Source organism: Glycomyces lechevalierae, from assembly GCF_027622945.1.
GTDB classification, from domain to species: domain Bacteria; phylum Actinomycetota; class Actinomycetes; order Mycobacteriales; family Micromonosporaceae; genus Glycomyces; species Glycomyces rutgersensis.
The window spans coordinates 65544-88822 of sequence record NZ_JAPZVQ010000009.1 but is presented as its reverse complement, the minus strand read 5'-3'; the positions used below and the strand labels follow the sequence as shown (position 1 = coordinate 88822).

The following is a 23279-nucleotide window of genomic DNA, read 5'->3' as shown; positions in this document are numbered from 1 at the left end:
GCCGGGCGCATCGAACGACCGGCGAGCAGACACTCATGCGACGGCGAGATCAAGCTCCCGTCGCTCGGCAGCCGAAAGCTGCCGCTGGAGCCGCCTGGCGCGCAGGGTCGAATCGGCGATCTCGCAGATCCGCGCGATCTCCACATCGGCAGGCGACAGGGCGGCAAGCCCGTTCGCCACCAGCCACATCGACACCTCGGCCCAGGAGTACAGGCTCACGCGCGGACGCGGCACCCGCGGCTCCGGAAACTCGCCGGGCCCGCGCCGACCGGTCACCCAATGGTCGACGGCAGCGGGCGTGCGGCCGGTCCGCTCGGCGATCCCCTTCAAGGAGACGTAGTCCTCGGTGACGCCGAGAAGCTCCACTCCGGCCTTGCGGCCCTCCCGGATCGCCGTCACCACGGCCTGCAACGCAGAGGGCGCTTCGCGATCGAAGGTCGCCCATCCCTCGCCTCCGGTGACGGGATCGAAGGAGACCACGGCATCGTCCCAGCCCGCCTCGTACAACTCGTCTATGACGGCCTCGCCAGGCGGGGCGGAGAAATGCAGTTCGAACGCGTAGACAGTCACTGTCTTAGGCTCCCTTCTCTGACTCGGTCAAACCGTGCGGACATTGGTCGGCGATCCACCGCAATCGTCTGGCGTGCAGTTCGGGCGACCTCGGGGTCGAGTAGATCGAGCTGGGCGGTCGGCATCCGTCGCCACCACCGGGGCAGAAGGCACGTCCCCAGGCGTGCCCGCCTGAAATTTCGATCTTCCAGCCCTTCCCTTCCATGTATTCGATTGCCGCGCGGATGTGCTTGTTGGGATGTCTCGGCATGTATCAATAACACTACATTTCACGGCCATCGTCCCGCAACGACACGCCGCGGCGCGCGAAACAATCAGCTGGAAGTGAGACCAGCCCACGGCAGTTCGATCGGGACCGCAGGCGATCCCTCCGTGAACAGGCGCTCGAGCAGGCCTGCGAGGCCGATCGGGAACACGATCGCGTCAGTCGCCTCCAGGTCCGCGAGCGACAGCCACGCGCCGTGCACGATCTCGCGCCGCTCGCCTTCCTCCAAGCCGCTGAGATCGGGCTCGAAGTTATCGGTTCGCAGGAAGAAGTAATGCTCCTCGGCGTGCATCAGAGTGCCGTCGCTCATGCGCATGGGGCCCTCGCGGCGGCACACCACCGCGTCCAGCGTCTCCGGCGTCGCGCGCAGGCTCGTCTCCTCGAAGAGTTCCCGCGCCGCGGCCTCCGCGAGCGACTCGCCCGCCTCGACCCTGCCGCCCACCGTGTAATAGGAATCCGCGCCGGGCACCACCGAGTCCTGGTTGAAGAACAGCAGCACCCGGTCGTCCTCGTCGACGAGCAGGACGCGCGCCGAAAGCCGCCGGGCCGGGTCTGTGGGGTTCGCCATACGAATCACCCTAAGGCTGAGAGCAAGGCGTTTCCGCGGGGCGATTTGTCGGTACCCGGTGCGACGCTGGTGGGACCACATCGCACTCGTGAGAAGGGAAAGCCCATGGCAGCAGACGGCAAGAAGGCCACCGAGCCCGAACACGTCACCCGCCTCGTCGCGGAACGACTCAACGCAGGCGACATCGACGGCATCGCCGAACTCTACGAAGACGACGCGGTCATCGCCTTCCCGCCCGGCCGGACCACGACCGGCATCGACGCGATCAAGGCGCTCTACGCCCAGATCGCCGCACAGGGCGCGAAGTTCGCGACCGACGAGGAGCAGCTGCCGACCGTCCACTTCGGGGACCTCGCGCTGGCGTCCACGGTCAGTGCCGACGGCAAGGGTGCCCGCACGCAGGTGCTCCGGCGCCAAGTCGACGGCACGTGGAAGCGGATCATGGACCGCCCCGAGGCGCGCTGAGCACGGAGGCGGCCCGCGGCGGGGTGTCGCCGCGGGCCCGGTTTCCTGGTTTCAAGCTCAAGCGGTGGCGGGAGCCGCCGTCTCCGCATCGGTCTCGGCGGGTTTGCGGGCGTCGATGAGCTGCTTCGCGAGTTTGCCGGTGCTGCCGACCATGCCTTCGATGATCAGCGCGTTCACCACGTGGAACCCGAAGATGATCTGGCCCGGCACCGTCCCCGCCACCGCGATCATCGCGATCACGAACTGGAGGAACACGAGGCCGAAGATGATCGCCGACCGGCCGACCAGCTTCCCGCCGGCGCGCGCCGCCGCGGCGAACAGGATCGCCAGCAGCGAGACCGCCGCGATCACGCGGCCGTTCATGATGTGCAGGGCGAACGCCTCGTCGGGCGAGCCGGTGCCGATCGCGCCGTAGCCGGCGAGGAAGAACTGGATGCCGATCAGCGCGCCGAGCGCGAACAGCCAGATCCGGAAGAACTTAAGCATCGATGCCCTCCAAGGCGCTGTTCCTGGTCGCGATTTCGTCCTGCAGGGCGTCGACGCCCGTCATGGTCCCGTAGGCGAGGAGGTGGACCACGCAGTGATCGGAGTGCTTCGCGCCCCGCCACACCGCCACATCCGCCTCGTTCACCGAGCCCGGCGCGAGCGCCGCCGCCACCGCGAGCCGCGCCCCGAGCGCGGGACCGCGCTCGAGCCAGCCGCCGCCCACCAGCTCCGGCAGACCCGCGCCGGCCGCGCCGTCGATGAACGCGTCCTCGCGGACGCCGATCGTCCGCGCCACAGCCTCGGCCGCGTCCCCACCGAGCAGGCCCGGCCCGGACGACGCGTACGCCCGCAGATGCCCGTAGGCCACGCCCACCGGTGAGCCTGCGGCCCAAGCGGGTTCGCGCACCTTCAGACCGCGCGCCCAGCCCGGCCGCTCCTCCAGGAGCTCCAGGCTCGTGCCCGGCTCCAGGTCGGCCGCGACGGCCGACCGCAGCGTCCGCGACGCCACCGACCGGCCCAGCCGGGTAGCCGTCACGGGGTGCGGCGCCTCGTTGTGCGCCAGCACCTGCACCAGGCGGGTGATGAACTCGAACACCAGCGCCGTGCCGATGAACCGAGGCGCGGCCGACGCCGCGAACGGCCCCTCCGGGCCCGGGTCCACCGCCCATTCGGCGAGCGGCGCCCACTCCTTCGGCGGGTTCGCGGCCCGCAGCCCCTCGGCCAGCGCGGACTCGCCCAAAGCGTGCAGCAGCACCGTGTGCGCGTCCGTGCAGAACCGGCAGCCGTTGCGCACCGCGATCGCGGTCGCCACGACCTCCTTCGCGAGCCGCTCCTCCGGGCCGCCGACCATCAGCGACTCGCGCAGCAGCGACCACATGGACGCGAGCAGCTCCGGTGCGGGCGAGAGCATCTGGAACGGCGCGCCGACCGCGCCCAGCTCCCGCTTCGCCTGCGTGTAGACCTCGGCGACGAGGCCGTCCGCCTGTCTGGCGTCGACCGGTGTCACGAATCTGATCTGGGGCATGGGGGTCCTCCTCGTTCGGCTGGCTCCCACCGGTTCTCGCCGGCGGCGCCTCATGCCTCCAGACTCCCCGCCGCGGGCCTCCGGCGCGTCGTCCCGGCGCCGACATTCGGGCCCGCGCCGAGCGCCGCATTCGGGCCCGCCGCGTACACCCTGCGCCGTACGCCGGCGCTGCACCGCGGGCCGATGCCGAGGTGACGGCCCCGACCTAGGATTGGGCCCATGCCGAACACCGCCGGAAGCCGCCTCTCAGGCCGGCGCCTCGACCTGGTCGTCGCCGTGATCCTGCTGTCCGACACGCTCGTCTCGGGCGCGGCCAAGGCCGTCAGCGACGAAGGCCTCCCCTGGTACGGCTGGCCGCTGCTCGCCATCGGCCCCTTGGTGTTCCCGCTGTGGCGCCGCTACCCGCGGGCGGTCCTGCTCGTCACCGTCGGCGCCCTCATCGCCTCCGGGCACCTCGGCGTCGGCCCGCTCGCGGCCGTCCCGGCGCTCGTCGCGATCGCCGTCGCGACCTACAGAGGCCACCGCAAGCTCACCGTGGGCCTGGTCCTGTTCGTCTCCACGGTCACGATGCTCGCGAACTGGAGCTCGGCCGGATTCCAGCTCACGGGCGAAGTCCTCGAACAGTCGATGCTCGTCATCGGCTGGCTCCACGTCGCGCTCATCTCCGGCGAGTCGCGGCGCCAGCGCGACGCCTACATGGCCGAGGCCGAGCACACCCGCGAGGAGGCGGTCAAGCGCAAGGCCGCCGACGAACGCGTCCGCATCGCCCGCGAACTCCACGACTCCCTCACCCACTCGATCTCGGTCATCCGCGTCCAGGCCGGGGTCGCGCTCCACCTGGCGCGCAAACGCGGCGAAGAACCGCCGCCCGCGCTCGTCGCCGTCGAAGAGGCCGCCAAGGACGCCACCCGCGAACTCCGCGAAACCCTCACGATGCTCCGCGACGACGAGGGCCACCGGCTCTCCCGCGTCAAGCCCCTCGCCGACCGCTACCGCGGCCTCGGCTTCACGATCGACGTCGAATGCGAGGTCGACGACACCGCCGTCCTCGACGAAGAGGTCGACCACGCCGCCTACCGAATCGTCCAGGAAGCACTGACCAACGCGGTCCGCCACTCCGCGGGCGACCGCGTCCGCGTCCGGGTCCGCCGCGGCGACGACGCCCTCGTCATCGACGTCGCCGACAACGGCCGCGCCCGCGACTTCACCCCCGGACGCGGCCTCACCGGCATGCGCGAACGCGTCGACGCCCTCGGCGGCACCCTCACTGTGGACAACGGCGCCGTCGGGCCCGGCGAGTACGGTTTCACCGTCACCGCCCGGCTGCCGCTCCCCGAGCCCGCCGCCGTCCCGATCCCGGCCCAGGTCGGCGCCGAACCCGGGAGCCAGCGATGATCCGGGTCCTCCTCGCCGACGACCAGCCGCTCATGCGCGGCGGCTTCCGCGCCCTCATCGACGCCGAAGACGACATGACCGTCGTCGCCGAGGCCGCCGACGGCCCGACCGCCGTCCGCCTCGCCGGCGAGTACCGGCCCGATGTGGCCCTGCTCGACGTCGAGATGCCCGGCGGCGACGGCATCACCGCCGTCCGGGAGATCGCCGCCGACGAACGCCTCGCCTCCCTGCGGGTCGTCATGCTCACCAACTACTCCTTCGACGCCTACGTCTTCGACGCCCTCCGCGCCGGCGCCGCCGGATACCTCGTGAAGGACACCGAACCGGAAGAGCTCCTGCGCTGCGTCCGCGCCGCCGCCGCGGGGGAGACGCTGCTGTCCCCGCAGATCGCCGCGAAGCTCGTCGCCGAGTACGTCGCGCACCCGCCCGCCCGGCTCGCCGGACAGGTCGAAGGGCTCACCTCGCGCGAGACCGAGATCGTCGCCCTCGTCGCGCGCGGGCTCACGAACGGCGAGATCGCCGAGCGCCTGTTCATCAGCCCTGCGACTGCGAAGACCCACGTGCACCGCGCGATGATGAAACTCGCAGTACGCGACCGCGCGGGCCTCGTGGTCTTCGCCTACGAGTCAGGTCTGGTGCAGCCCAAGGGGAGCAATTAGGCGGCGAACTCGCCGCCGCCGAACGCACTGGCCTTCGCCGCGCCGCGCCGCACCCGCGGCCGCCCCTTCGCACCCCACGCCCGCGCACCCTCGCACCCGTAAACACGGCCGCCCCTCGCCTCCGCACACCGCACCCGCTGGCGCGGCCGCGGCACCGCGCCCGTGTCACCCGTCCGGGCGACACGACCGCCGCGGACCCCTCGTTCTGTCGTACCCCCGCGCCATCGTGGGCACTACGGTCCCCCGGGTGGGTGGGGGTTAGGGATGGCATTCGGCCTTAAGCCCTCCCGGCCCGCCCCGAGCCCGACTCACCCGAGTCGTCCATGTCAGCCTCGTGTGCCTCGGTCGAGTCGTCCACCTCAACCGAACTCGGCCTTCCCGGCTCGCCGGAGTCTTCCACCTCGGCCGCATTCGGCCGGCCCGCCTCATCCGAGTCATCGATTTCAGCCGCGCTCGGCTCGCCCGCCTCACCCGAAGCGGTCCCGGCCGTGTCCGTCTCCGGCTCCGCCGTCGCGTTGTACTCCGCGCCGAACAGCAAGGCCGCGTTCGTGATCCACAACCAGATCAGGAACACGATCACCCCGCCGAGCGCCCCGTACGTCTTGTCGTACCTCCCGAAGTTCGCCGCGTACAACCCGAACAGCACCGAAGCCGCCAGCCACAGCACCACCGCCAGCGCAGCGCCCGGCGCGCGCTGGCCGAAGCGCGAGCGTTTCGCGGGCGCGAGCCAGTACAGCAGCGCCACGATCACCACCACGAGCACGATCACGACCGGCCACTTCACCCAGCCCCACACCGTGACCGCGGCGGCGTCCGCGTTGATCGCGTCGCCGATCGCGCGCGCCACCGATCCGCCCGTGGCCGCGACGAGCCCGCACACCGCCGTCAGCACGCCCACCACGAGGGTGAGCACGACCCGCACGATGAGCACGGTCCACCACTTGCGCGTCTCGTCGGTCCCGTTGACCGCGTTGAGGGCCCGCGAGAACGCCGCCACATAGTTCGACGCGGCCCACAACGCCGCGACCAGGCCCACCAGCGCCAGCAGCCCCGCCGCGCCCGGGTTCATCTGGAGCCGCGCCACCGCGTCCTCGATGATGTCGAAGCCCTCGCCGGGCGCGAGCGAGGCGACGCCGTCGAGCAGCGTCTCGGTCGCGTCCTCGTTGAGCATGCCGATGACGGAGGCGCCCACGAGGATCGCGGGGAACAGCGACATCACCGAGTAGTACGTGAGGGCCGCCGCGGTGTCCCCGCGGCTGCCCGAGCCGTACCGTTTGGCGGCCTTGAGGAATGATCTGGCGCCCATGTCCCCACCGTGCCAGGCGTCGCCCTGGGACGGGCCGGTTCCGGCGAACTCGGCACGCCTCAGCGCCGGCCGGTCTCCTCGCCGCGGGCGCGCGTGGCGAGCTCCCAGATCACGAAGACGTCCACCGCGATCACCATCGCGGCCCACAGTGGATACGTCGGGGCGAGCAGGGCCTGGTTCACCGCTGAGAGCGCGGCGATCGCCAGTGCGGGCGCGGGGTGCGTGCTCCAGCGGCCCAGCTTCCGCCACGTGCCGAACTGGCCGAGCCCGATCACGATGGCCGCCAAGCCGATCGCGAGGTTGACCCAGCCCCAGCCGGTGTGGTCGCCGCGGTACCAGTAGCCGCCGCCGGTGAAGACGAACGCGTCGCCGACCGCGACCGCGTACCCGATGCACACCTGCCACACGCCCATGAGCAGCAGCAGGACGCCCGCGAGCGCGGAGCCGTCCGCGCGGCGGCGAGGCAGCCAGTCCTCTCGGGTCATGTGGGGTCCCCTGGGGTGCCGGGCGGCGCCGACGGCGCCGCTTGCGCACACAGCTTAGGCGACGCGGCGCTCCGTGCGCGGTTTCCACGCTCGGGTTTCACCGCACAACGGCAGGTGCGCGGCCGTGCGCGCCGCCTAGCCGCCCGCCGGTCCTTCCAAGCGGCGCAGCCAGTTGCCGAGCAGCGCGCTGCCGTCCTCGGTGAGGATCGACTCGGGGTGGAACTGCACCCCTTCGACGTCGAGGCGGCGGTGCCGCAGCCCCATGACGGTCCCGTCGTCGCTCGTGGCGGTCACCGTGAGCGGGTCGTGCACGCTGGCCGGCTCGACCGCGAGCGAGTGGTACCGGGTGGCGGTGAACGGGTTGGCGAGCCCGGCGAAGACGCCTTCGCCGTCGTGCCGGATCGGGGAGGTCTCGCCGTGTCGCAGTTCGGCGGCGCGCGTGACCTCGGCGCCCCAGTGTTCGGCGATCACCTGGTGCCCCAGGCAGACACCGAGGATCGGGACCTCGCCGGCGAAGCGGTCGAGCAGGTCGTGTCCGAGCCGGGCCTCGTCCGGCCGCCCCGGCCCGGGCGAGAGGAGCACGCCGGCGGGCCGCAGCCTCACGGCTTCGTCCACATCGGTCCGGTCGGAACGGCGCACCTCCACGCGGGCGCCCAGCGCCCGCAGGTAGGAGACGATGGTGTGGACGAACGAGTCGCGGAAGTCGACGACCAGCACGCTACCCATCGGTGTCTTCCATCAGCGCCCCCACCAGTGCGTTCGAGTCTTGCCCTACTCCCCGTCCGGGGACTCCGCGGTCTCCCAGTCCTCGGGGTCGAAACCGGTGCCCGGGCAGTCGACGCCCGGTGTGCAGGTCTCGCCGTCCGCGGGCGCGCCGCTCTCGCCGTTCTCCATGTTCACCTGCCCGGCAGGGTCCACGTTGCTCCACGGCATGAGGGGCCGCACGGCCGGGAACACGATGTACCACAGCAGGGCGACCACGCCGACGCTCAAGGCGACCGAGCCGATCAGTTTACCCGGGAGCCCGCCGGGGAGCTTCCTCCATATCCACGAGTACACGTCAGGCCTCCGGGTCGATCGCGGCGTCGGGGAGGTCGCCCGCGGGGTCGCGCGGGACGGTCTCGACGAGTTGGCTGTAGACGACGTACCGCTCGTAGTTGTCCCACCTTGGGTGGCAAGTGAAGAGCGTCAGCCAGTAGTCCTCGTCGCCGGGCTCGGCGCCGGGCTGGCCCGGCACGGGCGCGGTGATGTCGATCTGGGTCTCGTCGACGACGACGTGCTCCTGGACCTCGTAGATGTAGAAGTTCTCCTTGGTCTCGATGACGACCTTGTCCCCCGGTTCGAGGGAGCGGATCTCGGAGAAGATCGCGGGCACGTTGTGGCCGGCGAGGGTGAAGTTGCCCTGCTCGCCGGGGTAGGCGCCGTCGAGGAAGCGGCCGGGCGCGTACTCGATGTCGGCCGGTTCGGTGCCTTCGACGAGGGTCCAGGACTCGGGCCGGATGTCGGGCGCCCACATGCGCGCGAACGCGTCGCCCAGTTCGGGGACGGGCGCGCCGTCGACGCCTTCCTCCTCGGCCTCCCCGTCCCAGATCGTGTCGAGGTTGGTGGAGAGGTCCTCCTGCTCGTGGTTGATCGCCTCGGAGACGCCGAAGACCTCGTAGCCGGCGTAGAGGAGGACGACCGCGCCGAGGGTGATGAGCGCTTCGCCGAGGCCGCGCACGGTGGTGCGGAGGCCGCCGTCGCCGCGGTGGCGTTTGACCGAGCGCTTCTTGCGGGCCTCGCTGTCGGCGCCGGGCGGGGCGGGGGTCGCGTCGGCGGGGATGACGGGGAGGATCGCGGTCCCGTCGGGTTCGGGGACGAGGGGGGCCTGCTGGGCCTTCTTCGCGAGGCCGGGCGGGCGGAGCGCGGTGGTCCGGTCGGGGTCGGCGGCGGCCGGGGCGGGGTTCGGGCCGGGGACGCTGGCGCGGCCGGGGTTCGGGGCGCCAGGACTCGGCCTCCGCGGCGGCGATCCCGGGTTCGGTCCCGGATTCGTTGCGCGGGGCGGTGTTCCGGGGTTCGGTGCAGCAGGTGGCGGCGGCGTTCCGGGATTGGGTGCCGCTGGGTGCGGCGGCGTTCCGGGGTTCGGCGCGGCGCTCGCCGCCGGTCCCGGCGAGGGCCGCCGCGGTGGCGGAGGCTCGTTCGCGAAGGGGGACCAGTCCTGATCGCTCACCTGGAACGTCGCCTCCATAGTGCCGGTGTTCTCTTCGTAGGGGGAATCTCGTAACCATAACGCGCGAGGCAATCCTAGGGTTGTACCGCGAACCCGAATATCAACCGAACGGGCAGGTCTGCGCAGTGTTCCCGCGGTTATGGGCGCGAGCGGGCCCGTATCGGGCGTGTCGCGGTGCGGCCCGGGCGCATCGGCAGCTCAGGCCGAGGGGTGTGAGCTACGCGATGCCGCGCGGACGCCGCGTCACCGGCGGGCGGTACCCTGGACGCCGGACATGTCCCTCAGTTGGAGAGTCGTCGATGCCGAAGTCACGTGTGCGCAAGAAGAAGGTCTACTCGAGCTCCGGCACGAGTACGAGTTCGACCTCGGGCGAGAGCTACGAGCCGAGCCCGATGTGGGTGCCGATCACCGCCGTCGCCCTCATCGTGATCGGCATCGGGTGGCTGACCCTGTTCTACCTCTCGGGCATGAACTACCCGGTCGGGGCCTGGGGCTACTGGAACCTCGCGGTCGGCTTCTCGTGCATGGTCGCCGCGCTCCTCGTCCTCTCGAAGTGGCGCTGACCCCGGCCTGAAGGCCGCTCACCCCGGTCGCGAGCCGAGGCTCCCTCGCCTCTTGTTCGAACCGAACGCTGTCGGACCCCCGGCACATCGTTGCGCTGTGCGAGTTTACGGCTCGCAAGCTTCGCCGAGGCCGGGGTCCCTAAGGGCGGATTGATCGGGATAATTCCTGATCCAACCGGTTCCGTCCCTTCACCACAGCTCGAGCACGGTCGCGTTGGCCATGCCGCCGCCCTCGCACATCACCTGCAGCCCGCGCCGGGATCCGGTGTCGCGCATGTAGTGCAGCATCGTCGCGGCCAGCCGCGCCCCTGACGCGCCCAGCGGATGCCCGAGCGCGATCGCCCCGCCGCGCGGGTTGAGCCGCTCCTCGTCCGCACCGGTCTCCGCCAGCCACGCCAGCGGGACCGCCGCGAACGCCTCGTTCACCTCGAACACGTCGATCTCGTCCAGGTCCAGGCCCGCGCGCGCCAGGATCTTCGCGGTCGCCGGGATCGGCCCGTCCAGCATGAGCACCGGGTCCGAGCCGACCGCGCACGCCGCCGCGATCCGCGCCAGCGGCCGCACCCCGAGCCGGCGCGCGTGCTCGTCCGTGGTCACCACCAGCGCCGCCGCGCCGTCCGAGATCTGCGAGGACGACCCGGCCGTCACCGAACCCTCCGCCGTGAACGCCGGCTTCAGCCCGGCGAGCTTCGCCATGCTCGTGTCCCGCCGGATGCCCTCGTCGGCGGTCACGCCCGCGATCGGCGCGATCTCGGCGGCGAACAGGCCGCCGTCGCTCGCGGCCGCGGCCTTCTCGTGGCTGGACAGCGCGAACGCGTCCATCGCCTCGCGCCCGATCCCGTACCGCTCGGCCACCAGCTCAGCGGCCAGGCCCTGGTTGAACAGCACCGGCGCCGTCGCGTCCACATGCGCCGCATAGCGTTCGCGCACTACCGGACCGTACGGTTCGCCCGCGCCGGTGCCGACGCTCGACCCCATCGGCACGCGGCTCATCGACTCGACCCCGCCCGCGACGACGACATCGGCGTGCCCGGCGAGGACCGCGGCGGCCGCGAACGAGAGGGCCTGCTGGCTCGAACCGCACTGGCGGTCCACGGTGGTGCCCGGGATGCGGTCGGGCCAGCCCGCGGCCAGCACGGCGTTGCGGGCGACGTTCCAGGACTGCTCGCCCACCTGGGAGACGCAGCCGAGGACCACGTCGTCGACCGCGTCCGGCCCGAGTCCGGAGCGTTCGAGCGCCGCGATCATCGCGTGCGCGGCGAGGTCCACGGCGTGCACGCCGGAGAGCACCCCGCCGCGCCGTCCGAGCGGCGTGCGGGCGGCGGCGAGGATGACGGCCTCAGGCATGGCGGTACACCGGCGCGACGACGCCCCGCGCGATCGCGTTGAACGTCAGGTGGAAGGAGCCCACCGCCATCGAAGCGGTGTGGTCGACCTCGATCGGCGCCTTGAGGGCGTGCACGGCGAACAGGTAGCGGTGCTCGGGGTCGCCGGGCGGCGGCGCGGCGCCCGCGAAGCCGACGGTTCCGGAGTCGTTGCGCAGCTGCACGGTTCCCGGCGGCGGCGCGGCGGCCGCGCCGGTAGGCAGCTCGGTGGTCGACGCGTCGAGGCCCAGGAGCATCCAGTGCCACCAGCCGGCGCCGGTCGGCGCGTCCGGGTCGAAGCAGGTGACGGCGAACGCGGCCGTCTCGGCCGGGAAGCCCGACCAGGTCAGGTGCGGGGAGACGTCGTTCCCGGCGACCTGTGCGTGGTCGAGGGTGACGCCGTCGGCGACGTCGTCCGAGACGACGCTGAACGACGGGAGCGGAGGCAGGTAGTCGTAGGGCCACGGGGCCCTGGTGCGATCGAGCGACGTCATCGTTCTCCTCAACTTCTCGGCCCGGCCCGCGGCACCGGCCCACCCCGCCCGTTCGGGGCGGCGGGACCGCTTCCGCTTGCGGGGCCGCATGTTCGACGGAACCGTCAAGTACCTCGCGGGGCGCCGGGGCCCCACACTTGCACCGTATCGCGGCCCGGCCCCGGGCACGAGCGGGCCGCGCGGCGAACTCCCGTCCCGACCGCCGCCGGGCACCCGTTCGGCCCGGCGGCACCGCCACCCGCGGGCGGATCCGGGCCCGGATCCGCCCCGAACCCCCGCGCGACCGTTCTGTCCGGCGGCGGGCCCGGCCCCGGCTCGACGGGCCTGGCACCGCCGCCCGGCGACGGTACCGACAGCCCTGCCTACCTCAAGCCGCCTCCTGAGGCCTCCGAACGGGGATCCTCTTCGCCCCGCCGGTGGCCCGCCGTCCGCATCGTGGACGCCGCCGCGGCAGGCGCTGCCGCCGCGTCCGCCGGTGTGCCCGAAGCTGACCCGGGATGCCGCCCGGTGGGGTGTGCCGGAGCCCGCCCATATGCCGCTCGACGTCCACCCTCCGGGCCGCTTACGCTGGTGTCATGCCGAACACCGACGTCATCTCTTTCTCCCGGGGCGCCCCGTCGCTCGACATCGTCGACACGGAAGGCCTCAAGGCCGCCGCCGTGGCCGCGCTCGAAGCCGATCCGGCCGGGGTCACCGGCTACGGCACGTCCGTGGGCTACGGCCCGCTGCGCGAGTGGATCGCCGCCAAGCACGGCGTGACCCCCGCGAACGTGCTGGTCACGAACGGCTCGATGCAGGCCGACGCGTTCCTGTTCGACGAGCTCGTCAAGCCCGACTCGCCGGTGATCGTCGAGCGGCCCACGTACGACCGCACCCTCCTCGGCCTGCGCAACCGCCGCGGCGAGCTGCACCCGGTGCGCCTCCAGGCCGACGGCCTCGACGTCGACGAGCTCGAGGGGATCCTCAAGGGCGGCGTCCGACCGACCCTCGCGCACATCATCCCGAACTTCCAGAACCCGGCGGGCGTGACGCTCTCGGGCGAGAAGCGCACCCGGCTGCTGGCGCTCGCGGACGAGTACGAGTTCACGATCTTCGAGGACGACCCGTACTACGACATCCGCTTCCGCGGCGAGCAGTTCCCGACCATGCTCGAGCAGGACCGCTCGGGCCGCGTCGTGTACGCGTGCTCGTTCTCCAAGACCGTCTGCCCGGGCCTGCGCACCGGCTACCTGGTGGGCCCGGCCGACATCATCGCGAAGATCGCGGCCGCCGCCACCAACACGTACATCGCGCCGAACATGTTCGCGCAGGCCACGATCTACCAGTTCGCGGCCTCCGGGGCGCTGGACCGCTCGATCGCCACGGTCAAAGCCGCCCTCGAAGAGCGCGTCGACCAGCTCTCCGCTTCGCTGCGCGCGCACCTGCCGAACGCCGAGTTCATCGTCCCCGACGGCGGCTACTTCCTGTGGGTCGACCTCGGCGAGGGGATCGACTGCGCGAAGGTCGCCGCGGCCGCCGCGGACGAGGGCGTCCAGGTCGTCAAGGGCACCGACTTCGTGCTCGAAGGCGGCCAGACCTGCCTGCGCCTGGCGTACTCGGCGGTGAAGGCCGACCGGATCGACGAAGGCGTGCGCCGCCTCGCGAAGGCCGTCGAAGCCTCGAAGAGCCTCTAGTCGCACACTCCGTGAGCGATCGCGGACGTTACGTCGACAATGGATGGCGGTTATGCGCCATGGCGTATAACCGCCACCGCGACGCCCTTCCCAGAACGGAAACGGGGAGCGAAGATCGGTGCGTGACCGCGGTTCGCCGCGGTGCGGTCGTTATCCCGCCCCCATTGACGCCGGATCGGTGGACTCGCCCACTCCCCCCGAGGCGAGGCACCGATCCGGCGTTTTCTCTGCACACGCGTTCGGGGATCCACGTCGCCGTGGATCCCCGATCTGCCGTGCCGCCGCCGGTTCCCGCCTGGCGGCCGCACACGGGCTTCCGGCCGGTGTCGTCGCCGACCGGTGCCCCCCTTATTCGTTTCACGCGGCTCAGCCGTAGCGGCCTCGCCCCGGTCCCGCGCACTCCCCCCGGAGCGCGCCGTCAGCGCGTGACGCTGTCGACGAGCTCCTCGGTGAGGGCCCGGTTCCGGTTGTTGTCGAGCTCTGAGTCGTCGAGGAGCTCGTCCGCGAGGAGCGCCTCCCCGATCGACTCGGTCCGCTGCCGGTACCACACGTAGGCCGCGACGCCACCGAGCGCGAGGCCCGCGCCGATCGCTCCCAGGACCCACGGCCACTTCGGGGCCGGCGGCTTCCTGAGCCCGACCTTCGTCAGAACGACGTTGACTCGCGGAGCGGCCGCCTCCTTCGTACCTCTGGCCGCAGCGAAACCCGCGTTCTTGAACGAGGTCACACCCTGCGTGAAATGGTCCACGGCCTCCTTGGTCGGAGTCGTGGCATGTCGGCTGAAGCCCATCGTGAATGCCTCCTCTAGGTGCCTGTAGGTCTCATCGTGCCCCGGCCTGTGACACCCGTCGAGGGAAACGGGGGAGAAAGTTGGACGAACCTCGGCGGTCTGGCACCATAGACGCCATGACGAAGGCGACGCTCAAGACCAATGCAGGCGACATCAAGATCGAACTGCTCGACAACCACGCGCCCAAGACCGTGGCGAACTTCGTGGGTCTGGCCGAGGGCACCAAGGAGTACAAGGACCCCGCGACGGGCAAGCCGGGCTCGGGCCCGTACTACGACGGTGTCATCTTCCACCGGATCATCGACGGCTTCATGATCCAGGGCGGCGACCCGACCGGCACCGGCCGCGGCGGCCCCGGCTACCAGTTCGCCGACGAGTTCCACCCGGACCTGCACTTCGGCGAGCCCTACCTGCTCGCCATGGCGAACGCCGGGCCCGGCACGAACGGCTCGCAGTTCTTCATCACGCTGGGCCCGACCCCGCACCTGAACTTCCGCCACACCATCTTCGGCAAGGTCGTCGACGAGGACTCCAAGTCCGTCGTGGACCGCATCGGCAAGGTCGCGACCGGCCCGATGGACCGTCCGGTCAACGACGTCGTCATCGAGTCCGTCGTCATCGAGAAGTAACGAGCCTCGATGAGCGAAGAGCAGTCGGCCCCCACCTGCTATCGCCACCGGAACCGCCAGACGTATCTGCGGTGCGTCCGCTGCGACAAGCCGATCTGCGCCGACTGCCGCATCGACGCTCCCGTCGGGTTCCAATGCCCTGACTGTGTGGCCGCCGGCCGCCGGACGATGCGCCAAGCGCGCTCCTCGTTCGGCGGCGGCGCCCGCGCGGGCGCCGCGGGCACCGTCACCAAGGTGCTCATCGGCCTCAACGTCGCCGTGTTCCTGCTCGCGGTCATCTCCGCGGGCAACATCGGCGCCACGACCAGCTCCGGCCTGACGCCGCTCCACCTGATCGGCGCGGAGATCGGCTTCCTCCCCGGATACAACCCCATCGTGACCGTGGACCTGTTCGGTCTCCACATCACGGCACCCGTCATCGCGGCCGGCGGCTACTTCCGCATGCTCACCGCGATGTTCCTGCATTTCGGGGTCATCCACCTGCTGTTCAACATGGTGGTGCTCTGGATGCTCGGGCGGATCCTCGAACGCGACCTCGGCCCCGCGCGGTACCTCACGGCCTATCTGCTTTCGGGCCTGGCCGGTTCGGTCGCGGTGTACCTGTTCTCGTTCGACACCTTCACCGCGGGCGCCTCCGGCGCGGTCTACGGGCTCTTCGGCCTGCTGATCCTCGTCAACCGCAAGATGAAGCGCGACAACCAGGGCATCTACATCCTGCTCGGGCTCAACCTGATCCTGACGCTCGTCATGGGCTTCAGCTTCGCGGGCCACGTGGGCGGCCTAGTCGGTGGCGCGATCTGCGGCGCGATCCTGACGTTCACACCGCGCCGGCGACGGTCGCTGCACTGGGTCGGCTTCGCGCTGTTCCTGGTGGTGCTGGCCGCGATCACGTTCTTCCAGACCGGCGTGCTCGACAACCAGTACGACATCGTCTGACGCCGCCGAAAGGCGGCCCAACCCGAGCGCTTCGCGCTCGGGTTTTGTCGTGTCCAGACGGTCTGGCTTCTGCGGAGGGGCTTGGGGGATCCTCTTGCGGGTGGTCCCGCCGATCTTCTTGATTAACCGATCCTGACCGGAAGGCCTTTGGGGCCCTCCCCCCCCGCCCCCACCCCACCCGCCCCGATTGTTATTTGAGATCCGCAGCCCAGGTGCGTGCCTGAGCGAGGTCTTCTGGTGTGTCGCAGTCGAACCATGGGGGCGGACTTTCGTCCTCCCAGGTGATGGTCTCGACGTCGATGCCGTCGAACAAGAGCCTCGCGGGGGCTCCCGGTTCGACCTCGGCCGCGTTTCGGCGGACCGGTTCAGCGGGCCACAGGCCGCACAGCCACTGCCTTCGTCCCGCGTTGTCGCAGAACAGCGCTCCGTGCTCCGGGCCGCCCTCGCTCGCGTACTGATGGAGCTGGCGCAGTGCCTCGGTGGTCAGGAAAGGCAGGTCGCCGCCGAGGATCGCGACTCGGTCGCAGTCGTCCGGCACCGCTGCCAGACCGGCCTGCACCGACCGGGCCGGGCCCGAGCCCGGTGGATCCTCGAGGACCTGGAGCACCCCCTCCGGGAGGGGCCCGGCCTCGGGGGGCCGCGTGCCCACCACGACCCGGGACGCCGCGCCCTCGGTGGCCGCGAGCATCCGCTCGAGGATGGTGGAACCTGCGACCACCAGTTCGCTCTTGGCACGCCCGTTGAATCGCCGTGCCTTGCCGCCGATGAGGATGATCGCGGCAAAGCCGCCCGGGTGCTCAACCATGCTCTCAGCGTAGCGATCACTCCGCGCTGGGGAGGTGCCGCTGCGAGGTCGTTCGCGTCGGGTTTCCTACGGATGGTGTTGGCCATGCTTTCTCCTTTGCGCTTTACGGGTTCGGGGTCGGGTCCGGTGGATCATCGGTTGGGGCCGTGGGGCCGTGGGGCCGTGGGGCCGTGGGGCCGTGGGGCCGTGGGGCCGTGGGGCCGTGGGGCCGTGGGGCCGTGGGGCCGTGGGGCCGTGGGGCCGTGGGGCCGTGGGGCCGTGGGGCCGTGGGATGTTCGTCAGGTGGGGCCGGGTTCGTCAGTCATTGACCTCGGCTTCTTCTCGGTCTCCGCAGCCGATCCTCGACAGGGCGGCGGGCGGGATGCCGGCTTGCAAAGCGGCCATGAGCATTTGCGCGAGCCGGTAGTGCGGGCTCGCCTTCAAGGCGAGTTCGAGGGCCTCCAAGGCGAGCACGCCGTTGCCGAAGCGGTAGGCGGCGAAGCCGGCCACCGTTGCGGCCGCGGGGACTAGGTCGTCCTCCAGATGCCGGGCCACCCAGATCCACAGCTAAAACTGTTGAGATTACTCACCTCCTTGGGTGAGCACAGGCCACGGAGATACCACGTCGGGAAGCCGCACCTTCCGCCAGACGCGTAACCAAGCTCCCGAAGCTGCCTCATCCCTGACCCCACTCGGGGCAGGCGAACAACCAACGCCCTCCCAGGGAGGGGCCGACAAGGAGATGATCCCCCATGAACAACGAAGAGAAGGAAGCCGAAGCACTGGCGCTGGCTACTTGGCTGCTCAGCCTTGAGAGCGAAAAGGAAGTGACGTTTCAGCCTTCCGGGGCTGTGGTCGCCAAGTGCTACGACGCGGACGGCGCGGCTGTGAGGATCGTTGCGCGCCAGCCTTTCAGCCTCACCAGCGAGCAAATCGACCTGATGTTGCTAGAGGTCGAACACCAGGCCAACGGCTGGCCGCTCGCCCCTGCAGGTGTCGGACTCGACACCAAGAACCGCGTCTATCTCGACTACTGGCGGTTTTACCGCGATGCAAAAACCAAGGCCGACAACAAGTAAGGGCCGCAGGCTGCCACCTGCGACCCGTCCCCCGATCGAAACCGAGGAACCATGCAGAACTACCTTAACCGGGCGGTGCGCCTTGGTGCGTAACGCCACGCTGCAGAGAGCAGCAGACCACCGCGAGCGCGTTCGCCTTGTCGCCGATTCGCTCGGACTCGACACAGCCACGCCAGCGCAGATCATGAACATCCTGACGCGGGCTGAGGTGCCTGCGTCTCGTCCAACCGTCTCGAAATACCTCAACGAGCTCCGCAGAGACTCAGCAGAGCCGGACAGGGCAGGCCAGACGGAATACGAGACAGTCAAAGCGTCTGAGGCTGTCTCTCCCGAAGCTACAGAGCCGCCCCCTACTGAGGGACCCACGCAAGCCCCTGCGGCCCCTACTGGGCACGCAGCGAAGGAGACACCAGACCAGACAGCACGCAAGCGGGTTCGTATCTGGCCCCTTTGGGTCCTCTACATCTCCGCATTCGTCGCGGTGTGGTCTGGCTGGGTCGGGCTGGGTGCAATGACCGGATTCGGGGAGATCCAGCCGCTTCCGGGGATCGCTGACGAATTCACGATCAACTCAGCGATTGCCCTTCCGATCGGGGTGGAAGCGTATTCCGCGTTCGCAATGTACGTGTGGCTGTCCGGTCGGGCAGCTCCGAAGGCAATCGGGTTCGCCAAGGTATCGAGCATCGTTGCCTTGTGCATTGGCGGACTAGGTCAGGTGGCGTATCACGTGCTCGCCGCTGCAGGGATCGAAACGGCCCCCTGGTGGGTCACCGCTTTCATCTCGACTGTGCCAGTCGTAGTGGTCGGCATGGCTGCAGCCCTGGCACATATAGCGAATTCCAGCGAGTGAGAATTGGATCACGTGAAGGGCCTTCTTGATGGCGATTCACGCCTGAGTCTCGTCTCAGAAAGAGTGTTTAAACGGTGAGGTAGCTGAGAATCACATCGGTGTCACCAAATGTAGATTTCCGAGTTACAACTGACTTCCGAGCAAGGTTGGCAACAGGGTCAACTTGCACCGATCGAAAGGAGCCATCCATGGCTCGGAAGGAACGTCCTTCTATGAAGGACATGTCAGCAGTCGTCGTGATCCTGATGATCATTGGGACCGCATCTGAAGTCGCTCAGGCAGCCACACAGCTACTGAGTTAGACACCTGAGAGGGGCCACGTTTGGTGGCCCCTCTCGCCAACTTTAGAAGGAGAAATTTTGAGTCAAATCATTGAGCAGCGTCGGCAACGGTTCCGTCGCTGGACATGGGACGAGATTGAAGCCGAGCGCGAGGCGCGGCCGGTCTGGGTCATTGACGGGCTGATTTCAGACGGCACTACCAGTATCTCAGGTCGGTCAGAAGCTGGGAAATCCATGCTCTGTGCTGCTCTGACGTTCTCGTTGGCTACCGGCAGGCCCTTCCTCGGACGAAAGCCGAACCGGATGTATCGCCCTGCGATCATCGGCACCGATGATCGCGCACACCTTGAGTACACAGAACGGCTAGCGAGGATCGGACCTGGGGCTGCTGAGTCAGTCAGAGACAATCTGAACGTGTTCACGGCTGAGGGGCTGCTTCAGTACGAAGACTGGAGAGATTTGTTTGAGGCCGTAATGGAGTCTGGATCTGATTTCGTCATTGTCGACAACGTCACGCAGATGATCGAAGATGAGAACAGCGGCGCTGACGTGAACCGGACGTTCGCTGGTGTGCGGCTGTTCACCCAGGCGGGCATCCCTGTTGTCGTGGTTAACCATCACTCGCAGAAGGTCAACACGACTGCCTCAGTCGCTAACCGTGGCCCTTCGGGAAGCTCGAACCTGGTTCGGCATGTACGCCACCGACTGACACTCGCAAAAGACCGCGAGGGTAGCGGCCGGACTCTGTTCGTTGACGGTAACTACGCGGAAGGCGAACAGCTCAAACTTGAGATGCCGCGAGGAATTGACCGGCCGGTTTACAAGGTGCTGACGGCTCCGCAGCAGCGGAAGCCTGAAACGCTGGACCAAAATAGGGAACTTGCAAACTGGATCAAGGCCAACTGTCGAAGCGTAAACAAGACTCAGCAGGCAGAGAATGCCGCTAAGCACTTCGGACTGAACAAGGCGACTGTGTACGACAAGCTCAAGCCGGGTGGCCCAGTGGCAAGGCTGCTTGACGCAAACTAGCAGGTCCAAGGGTTGGGGAGGTTGGGGGAGCATTTCTCTAGCTTTCCCAACCCTGTTTTCTGTTTGCCCTGGCAGTTGGCTTGAGGTTGGGGAAACAAAAGTCCCAGAGTCCCCCAATGCCTGAGCATATCAGCAGGTCAACGGCTATGGGGATTGGGGAGATGGGTCCCATATATACGGGCTCGCTACGCGACCCGCGTATTGATATTGATTCCCACTCTTGCCACCCGCTTCTAAGCTTCGGCGGGTGGATAGTTAGCTACTAACTATGACTGGCCGCTGAGGCGGCCGGTATATCATATTGATTGATAATTCAATGGCAGGCTCGCGGCCTGCCTGATTGATAGTTAGCCAATCAATTGGCGGCCCTTTGAGGGAGCCGCCGAGTATTGATAGTCAAGCTACTGGCACGGTGTGACCGTGCCGTTGGTTTGAAAGTTGGTTGATCAACTAGCCGCCTGCGGGCGGCTATTGCTGTATTTGCAGGTCATTCGCCTACGGGCTGACTAGCCCTCCGCCTCATGACTTGGTTACCTGCTCTTCGATGGCATCGAAGATGTCACAGTTGGTCTCCTGCTGCCACTTGGGAAGGTCTTCCCAGGGAGCCCGATACGAGGGCTTCGGATCCTCGAAGAACCTCAAGACCTGTCCGTTCCAGCAGATGCTTACGAACCTGCCGCGCTCCTCTCGGCTGAGCTTGGCAGTAGCAACCTCGCTTGTCTTAATGAAGTCGGCAATCTGCTGATAGACGGCCGTCGCTGAGAGCTGTTCCCATAGCCCCATCTCCTCCCAGGGCGCTACATAGCCTGGTTTCGGCTCGCCTTCCATGTGCTTCCGAACGCCATCGATCCAGGCTTGCCGGAACCGCCGACCCTCAACACTCATCTACTGCCCCTTCGTTACAGCGCTGAGCACTTCGCTCAGCTCAGCCGTATCCGGTTCGTCTTCCAGCTCAGCTCGGAGCTGAGCCAGCTTTCCTAGCACGTAGTCAGACTTGGTGCGGCTGGCAATCTCTGCAGCCGCCTCCACCGATTCCCTGGCCGCCTCAGCGGCTCCCTGACGGACTCTCAGCCGTGCTTGGTCTACGAGGATCGCTGCAGCCCTCCGGGGCGTCAGCGTGGCTTGTAGGGCTTTTTCAAGTTCGGCCTCAGCCTTCGCGTACTCGCCGAGTGCGAGGAACGCCGAAGCTCGTTGCTCGGACAGGCGATCCCCGCTGTACCGCAGCCAACCGCCGGGGGCAGTCAGCTCCAGGACTGTGCTGGCGGCGTCGAGCGATCTCTCAGCTTCTGATGCGTCACCTTCGGCAGCGGCAACCTCGGCACGCACAGACGCGACCCATTGCCTAGTAGGAAGATGGCGGTCACCACGGGCGGCTACCCGAGCCGCTGCAGTCAACAGCTCTCGGGAATCTGCCCAGCGCTGTTCAGCGTTCAGGACGAGAGACCAGCGGACAAGGGCGGTAGCCCAGCGGTCGTAGTCTTTGGCTTCCTTGGCAGCGCTCGCGGCCAGCACATAGGCCGCGATCGAGTCGTCATGGTGGCCCTGGTCAAACAGAACCTCACCCGAAAGCTGAAGTGCTTCGGAGTGGAGGGCGCAGAGACCAGCGTTTGAGCTGGTAGTCAGCGCTTCGTGCAAGCTCTGCAAGTGCTCTGCCACGGCAGGAAACACATCAGCCTTGTTTTCTACGCGCCCGTAGAAGCGCCAGAGGTGAGAACTTACAGCAGCATACCCGTTGAACTGGGAAAACTCTGCAAATGCGGGTTTGGCCGGCAAATATCCTGAGCTGGTCAACATCATGGCTCCGCTGGCGCCAGCGAGCCGGAGTATTTCCCGTCTGAGCATCGGGTCTACTCCTCTCTCTGCCGCCTTGCGAGGCTGCTTCCCAGCTCTGTACGCCTTGACGAACTTGCCTGTGCCACAGAGAGTATCCAGATCCTCAGCGAGTCCCAAGCTCATGGCTTGATGACCGTTGACCACCCGCGAGAGCATCGCGGGGTCACGATGCATCTTCTTGGCAGCAGCGCGAATCGACAGCGCTCGGCTGTCCAGCTCGGACCGCACCAGTTCGCCAAACTCCATGCGCTGACCCTTCGCGCGATGCTGTTGCCAGCTCGGGAAGTCACCACTTGGCAACGCCTGGCGTCTCCCGGTAATCGGCTCTTCGCTCCAGAGTAGCTGTAAGGGCGTTCGCCCTGGTAGCTGGCAAGGAGGGCTGGTCATGTCAAGGCGAGAGCACACAACGCGTGAGGTGAAACCCTTGCCAGAGCGGAGGTTCCCGCTAGGGGCTTGGTTCGAGAACAGAGCTAAGACCGTGGTCGGCGCGTTCTGGTTCCCTGACGCGCAAGAGATCCGAGAGCTACGCGGCCGAGCCGTGGCGACGATCGCGACCACTTCGGCAGAGACGGACCCGGAGATTGCCGTTTCCTGGCTTGAGTCCTGCCCCTACTCAGAGGGCAAGAAGACCGGGCTCGCACGACAGCTGAAGCGGCTGCATCGGAATCTTGTCGAGTACCGAGCGTGCGAGGGCTGAGCAGTGCAGAGGACCAAGTACGCCAGCTACAAGCCGCTATCGCCCCGGGAGGAGGCAGAGCGGATCATTCGCAGACACTTTCCAACCGAAGATGGGCAGCACTGCGCGTGCTGCCTGACCTTTGCTGGCATCGAAGTTGCTCCGTACGAGTGTGAGCCCGTGCGGTACGGGCGCAGGTTGCTGGAACAACTCGATCAGTTCGAACCTCAAAAGCCCTCAGAGCCTCTGTAAGTCTTACACTCTTCGTTTGCATATCCCGCTAGCCCCGGGGCTCTATCGGCGCTCTACGGCTCTCGTAGGGGGCCGAAACATCTCCCTCTTAGGACTGAACGGGTAGACTCAAAATTGGGAGGGAATCTAATGGATCGGGAAAACATCCGTCGCTCTGAGAAAGAAGCGAGGGAAGAGGTCGTCAGCAACACCAGTGACGAAGTCAGGGCAACGGTGCATGGCACGGTCAGGAATGTTCGAAACTCTGCGATGGAGCACCGTGTGTCAGTCCAGGATGAAATAGAATCGGCGGAAGCAGGCAAAGAGAAAGACTGAGAAGAGTAAGAACCTTAGTAGGCCCCTACCTCTCCGGTAGGGGCCTTTTCCTTGCCTGGTTCTCCTTCGCAGACTGGATCTCTCCGCGAAAGGCATCCCTGGGAAACTCAGTAGATGTTATCTCGGTCACGGATCGCAGAGAAACCCCTGGTTCTTCCCCATCTCTCTTTGAGGGTCAAAAATAATTCCGAAGATCTTGCAGAGGGTTCACGCCTTCTGTCGAAGTAAACAGCGAGGTCAGAAGTAGCAGCGGCGTAGCGCCGCGACTCTGACCAGGGGTTCTAGTTTAACCGAAGTAA

The 23279-nt window shown here is 68.0% G+C and carries 26 protein-coding genes; 10 read left to right on the top strand and 16 right to left on the bottom strand.

Annotated features, from left to right (window positions below; all coding sequences use genetic code 11):
* Window positions 1-33 precede the first annotated feature (33 nt).
* Both O2L01_RS15400 and O2L01_RS15395 read right to left on the bottom strand, forming a co-directional pair.
* Complete coding sequence (locus tag O2L01_RS15400; protein ID WP_270122850.1) at window positions 34-570, bottom strand: hypothetical protein; 537 nt, start codon at window positions 568-570, stop codon at window positions 34-36.
* A 314-nt stretch (window positions 571-884) separates the two neighbouring features.
* Window positions 885-1403, bottom strand: a complete 519-nt coding sequence (locus O2L01_RS15395; protein WP_270122849.1) for an NUDIX hydrolase — start codon at window positions 1401-1403, stop codon at window positions 885-887.
* Between the two features lie 105 nt (window positions 1404-1508).
* Between O2L01_RS15395 and O2L01_RS15390 the strand changes: the two genes are divergently transcribed.
* Window positions 1509-1868, top strand: a complete 360-nt coding sequence (locus O2L01_RS15390; protein WP_270122848.1) for a YybH family protein — start codon at window positions 1509-1511, stop codon at window positions 1866-1868.
* A gap of 57 nt (window positions 1869-1925) precedes the next feature.
* Here O2L01_RS15390 and O2L01_RS15385 read toward each other — a convergent pair whose 3' ends face one another.
* Both O2L01_RS15385 and O2L01_RS15380 read right to left on the bottom strand, forming a co-directional pair.
* Complete coding sequence (locus tag O2L01_RS15385) at window positions 1926-2354, bottom strand: DUF6220 domain-containing protein (RefSeq protein WP_270122847.1); 429 nt, start codon at window positions 2352-2354, stop codon at window positions 1926-1928.
* Entirely contained in the window at window positions 2347-3378 is a 1032-nt protein-coding gene (locus O2L01_RS15380; protein WP_270122846.1) for a carboxymuconolactone decarboxylase family protein, read from the bottom strand. The genes O2L01_RS15385 and O2L01_RS15380 overlap by 8 nt, the downstream gene beginning before the upstream one ends.
* Window positions 3379-3597: 219 nt before the next feature.
* Between O2L01_RS15380 and O2L01_RS15375 the strand changes: the two genes are divergently transcribed.
* Together O2L01_RS15375 and O2L01_RS15370 are read left to right on the top strand one after the other, a co-directional pair.
* Window positions 3598-4773, top strand: coding sequence for a sensor histidine kinase (locus O2L01_RS15375; RefSeq protein ID WP_270122845.1), 1176 nt, complete (start codon window positions 3598-3600; stop codon window positions 4771-4773).
* Window positions 4770-5432 (top strand): response regulator, encoded by a 663-nt coding sequence (locus O2L01_RS15370; RefSeq protein WP_270122844.1) that lies wholly within the window; start codon window positions 4770-4772, stop codon window positions 5430-5432. Before O2L01_RS15375 ends, O2L01_RS15370 begins: the two co-directional genes overlap by 4 nt.
* A gap of 277 nt (window positions 5433-5709) precedes the next feature.
* Here the strand turns inward: O2L01_RS15370 and O2L01_RS15365 are convergent, their stop codons facing one another.
* The 5 genes from O2L01_RS15365 to O2L01_RS15345 form a co-directional block, all read right to left on the bottom strand.
* Window positions 5710-6738: a YihY/virulence factor BrkB family protein gene (locus O2L01_RS15365; RefSeq protein ID WP_270122843.1), complete on the bottom strand. Its 1029-nt coding sequence runs from the start codon at window positions 6736-6738 to the stop codon at window positions 5710-5712.
* Window positions 6739-6797: 59 nt separating this feature from the next.
* A complete protein-coding gene (locus O2L01_RS15360; RefSeq protein WP_270122842.1) occupies window positions 6798-7223 on the bottom strand; it encodes a DUF7144 family membrane protein in 426 nt (141 codons plus the stop codon).
* A gap of 135 nt (window positions 7224-7358) precedes the next feature.
* Entirely contained in the window at window positions 7359-7949 is a 591-nt protein-coding gene (locus O2L01_RS15355) for an anthranilate synthase component II (RefSeq protein ID WP_270122841.1), read from the bottom strand.
* Window positions 7950-7994: 45 nt separating this feature from the next.
* Window positions 7995-8282 carry a hypothetical protein gene (locus tag O2L01_RS15350; RefSeq protein ID WP_270122840.1) on the bottom strand — a complete coding sequence of 96 codons (288 nt, stop codon included), beginning with the start codon at window positions 8280-8282 and terminating at the stop codon, window positions 7995-7997.
* Window position 8283: 1 nt separating this feature from the next.
* The gene (locus tag O2L01_RS15345) at window positions 8284-9432 is read right to left on the bottom strand and encodes a class E sortase (protein ID WP_270122839.1); all 1149 of its coding nucleotides are present in this window, start codon (window positions 9430-9432) and stop codon (window positions 8284-8286) included.
* A gap of 299 nt (window positions 9433-9731) precedes the next feature.
* On the opposite strand from O2L01_RS15345, the gene O2L01_RS15340 reads away from it, so the two are divergent.
* Window positions 9732-9995 carry a cell division protein CrgA gene (locus O2L01_RS15340; RefSeq protein ID WP_270122838.1) on the top strand — a complete coding sequence of 88 codons (264 nt, stop codon included), beginning with the start codon at window positions 9732-9734 and terminating at the stop codon, window positions 9993-9995.
* A 189-nt stretch (window positions 9996-10184) separates the two neighbouring features.
* Here the strand turns inward: O2L01_RS15340 and O2L01_RS15335 are convergent, their stop codons facing one another.
* Together O2L01_RS15335 and O2L01_RS15330 are read right to left on the bottom strand one after the other, a co-directional pair.
* On the bottom strand, window positions 10185-11342 hold the full coding sequence (locus O2L01_RS15335) for a thiolase family protein (protein WP_270122837.1): 1158 nt from the start codon (window positions 11340-11342) through the stop codon (window positions 10185-10187).
* Window positions 11335-11853: a YbhB/YbcL family Raf kinase inhibitor-like protein gene (locus O2L01_RS15330; RefSeq protein ID WP_270122836.1), complete on the bottom strand. Its 519-nt coding sequence runs from the start codon at window positions 11851-11853 to the stop codon at window positions 11335-11337. Before O2L01_RS15330 ends, O2L01_RS15335 begins: the two co-directional genes overlap by 8 nt.
* 497 nt (window positions 11854-12350) lie before the next feature.
* Here O2L01_RS15330 and O2L01_RS15325 point away from each other — a divergent pair, with 497 nt between their 5' ends.
* Entirely contained in the window at window positions 12351-13526 is a 1176-nt protein-coding gene (locus tag O2L01_RS15325; protein WP_270122835.1) for an aminotransferase-like domain-containing protein, read from the top strand.
* Between the two features lie 418 nt (window positions 13527-13944).
* Here the strand turns inward: O2L01_RS15325 and O2L01_RS15320 are convergent, their stop codons facing one another.
* Complete coding sequence (locus O2L01_RS15320) at window positions 13945-14316, bottom strand: hypothetical protein (RefSeq protein WP_270122834.1); 372 nt, start codon at window positions 14314-14316, stop codon at window positions 13945-13947.
* A 116-nt stretch (window positions 14317-14432) separates the two neighbouring features.
* Between O2L01_RS15320 and O2L01_RS15315 the strand changes: the two genes are divergently transcribed.
* Together O2L01_RS15315 and O2L01_RS15310 are read left to right on the top strand one after the other, a co-directional pair.
* Window positions 14433-14945 carry a peptidylprolyl isomerase gene (locus O2L01_RS15315; RefSeq protein ID WP_270122833.1) on the top strand — a complete coding sequence of 171 codons (513 nt, stop codon included), beginning with the start codon at window positions 14433-14435 and terminating at the stop codon, window positions 14943-14945.
* A gap of 9 nt (window positions 14946-14954) precedes the next feature.
* Complete coding sequence (locus O2L01_RS15310) at window positions 14955-15881, top strand: rhomboid family intramembrane serine protease (RefSeq protein ID WP_270122832.1); 927 nt, start codon at window positions 14955-14957, stop codon at window positions 15879-15881.
* 190 nt (window positions 15882-16071) lie between these two features.
* Here the strand turns inward: O2L01_RS15310 and mobA are convergent, their stop codons facing one another.
* Entirely contained in the window at window positions 16072-16686 is a 615-nt protein-coding gene (gene mobA / locus O2L01_RS15305; RefSeq protein WP_270122831.1) for a molybdenum cofactor guanylyltransferase, read from the bottom strand.
* A 297-nt stretch (window positions 16687-16983) separates the two neighbouring features.
* The gene (locus O2L01_RS15300) at window positions 16984-17220 is read right to left on the bottom strand and encodes a DUF4192 family protein (RefSeq protein WP_270122830.1); all 237 of its coding nucleotides are present in this window, start codon (window positions 17218-17220) and stop codon (window positions 16984-16986) included.
* Between the two features lie 197 nt (window positions 17221-17417).
* On the opposite strand from O2L01_RS15300, the gene O2L01_RS15295 reads away from it, so the two are divergent.
* The 3 genes from O2L01_RS15295 (at window position 17418) to O2L01_RS15285 (ending at window position 19904) form a co-directional block, all read left to right on the top strand.
* Window positions 17418-17744, top strand: a complete 327-nt coding sequence (locus O2L01_RS15295) for a hypothetical protein (RefSeq protein ID WP_270122829.1) — start codon at window positions 17418-17420, stop codon at window positions 17742-17744.
* A 511-nt stretch (window positions 17745-18255) separates the two neighbouring features.
* Entirely contained in the window at window positions 18256-18594 is a 339-nt protein-coding gene (locus tag O2L01_RS15290; RefSeq protein WP_270122828.1) for a hypothetical protein, read from the top strand.
* 359 nt (window positions 18595-18953) lie between these two features.
* Window positions 18954-19904 carry an AAA family ATPase gene (locus tag O2L01_RS15285; RefSeq protein WP_270122827.1) on the top strand — a complete coding sequence of 317 codons (951 nt, stop codon included), beginning with the start codon at window positions 18954-18956 and terminating at the stop codon, window positions 19902-19904.
* Between the two features lie 519 nt (window positions 19905-20423).
* Here O2L01_RS15285 and O2L01_RS15280 read toward each other — a convergent pair.
* Both O2L01_RS15280 and O2L01_RS15275 read right to left on the bottom strand, forming a co-directional pair.
* Window positions 20424-20789, bottom strand: coding sequence for a hypothetical protein (locus O2L01_RS15280; RefSeq protein WP_270122826.1), 366 nt, complete (start codon window positions 20787-20789; stop codon window positions 20424-20426).
* Window positions 20790-21983, bottom strand: coding sequence for a helix-turn-helix domain-containing protein (locus O2L01_RS15275; protein ID WP_270122825.1), 1194 nt, complete (start codon window positions 21981-21983; stop codon window positions 20790-20792).
* Between the last annotated feature and the right edge of the window lie 1296 nt (window positions 21984-23279).

Bases quoted from the DNA above. Each gene is read 5' to 3' on its own strand.
- O2L01_RS15375 (WP_270122845.1), top strand. From the start codon at position 3,598: ATGCCGAACACCGCCGGAAGCCGCCTCTCAGGCCGGCGCCTCGACCTG.
- O2L01_RS15385 (WP_270122847.1), bottom strand. From the start codon at position 2,354: ATGCTTAAGTTCTTCCGGATCTGGCTGTTCGCGCTCGGCGCGCTGATC.
- O2L01_RS15335 (WP_270122837.1), bottom strand. From the start codon at position 11,342: ATGCCTGAGGCCGTCATCCTCGCCGCCGCCCGCACGCCGCTCGGACGG.
- O2L01_RS15275 (WP_270122825.1), bottom strand. From the start codon at position 21,983: ATGGAGTTTGGCGAACTGGTGCGGTCCGAGCTGGACAGCCGAGCGCTG.
- O2L01_RS15390 (WP_270122848.1), top strand. From the start codon at position 1,509: ATGGCAGCAGACGGCAAGAAGGCCACCGAGCCCGAACACGTCACCCGC.
- O2L01_RS15370 (WP_270122844.1), top strand. From the start codon at position 4,770: ATGATCCGGGTCCTCCTCGCCGACGACCAGCCGCTCATGCGCGGCGGC.
- O2L01_RS15290 (WP_270122828.1), top strand. From the start codon at position 18,256: ATGACCGGATTCGGGGAGATCCAGCCGCTTCCGGGGATCGCTGACGAA.
- O2L01_RS15315 (WP_270122833.1), top strand. From the start codon at position 14,433: ATGACGAAGGCGACGCTCAAGACCAATGCAGGCGACATCAAGATCGAA.
- O2L01_RS15340 (WP_270122838.1), top strand. From the start codon at position 9,732: ATGCCGAAGTCACGTGTGCGCAAGAAGAAGGTCTACTCGAGCTCCGGC.
- O2L01_RS15380 (WP_270122846.1), bottom strand. From the start codon at position 3,378: ATGCCCCAGATCAGATTCGTGACACCGGTCGACGCCAGACAGGCGGAC.
- O2L01_RS15310 (WP_270122832.1), top strand. From the start codon at position 14,955: ATGAGCGAAGAGCAGTCGGCCCCCACCTGCTATCGCCACCGGAACCGC.
- mobA (WP_270122831.1), bottom strand. From the start codon at position 16,686: ATGGTTGAGCACCCGGGCGGCTTTGCCGCGATCATCCTCATCGGCGGC.
- O2L01_RS15365 (WP_270122843.1), bottom strand. From the start codon at position 6,738: ATGGGCGCCAGATCATTCCTCAAGGCCGCCAAACGGTACGGCTCGGGC.
- O2L01_RS15360 (WP_270122842.1), bottom strand. From the start codon at position 7,223: ATGACCCGAGAGGACTGGCTGCCTCGCCGCCGCGCGGACGGCTCCGCG.
- O2L01_RS15395 (WP_270122849.1), bottom strand. From the start codon at position 1,403: ATGGCGAACCCCACAGACCCGGCCCGGCGGCTTTCGGCGCGCGTCCTG.
- O2L01_RS15295 (WP_270122829.1), top strand. From the start codon at position 17,418: ATGAACAACGAAGAGAAGGAAGCCGAAGCACTGGCGCTGGCTACTTGG.
- O2L01_RS15355 (WP_270122841.1), bottom strand. From the start codon at position 7,949: ATGGGTAGCGTGCTGGTCGTCGACTTCCGCGACTCGTTCGTCCACACC.
- O2L01_RS15320 (WP_270122834.1), bottom strand. From the start codon at position 14,316: ATGGGCTTCAGCCGACATGCCACGACTCCGACCAAGGAGGCCGTGGAC.
- O2L01_RS15330 (WP_270122836.1), bottom strand. From the start codon at position 11,853: ATGACGTCGCTCGATCGCACCAGGGCCCCGTGGCCCTACGACTACCTG.
- O2L01_RS15325 (WP_270122835.1), top strand. From the start codon at position 12,351: ATGCCGCCCGGTGGGGTGTGCCGGAGCCCGCCCATATGCCGCTCGACG.
- O2L01_RS15280 (WP_270122826.1), bottom strand. From the start codon at position 20,789: ATGAGTGTTGAGGGTCGGCGGTTCCGGCAAGCCTGGATCGATGGCGTT.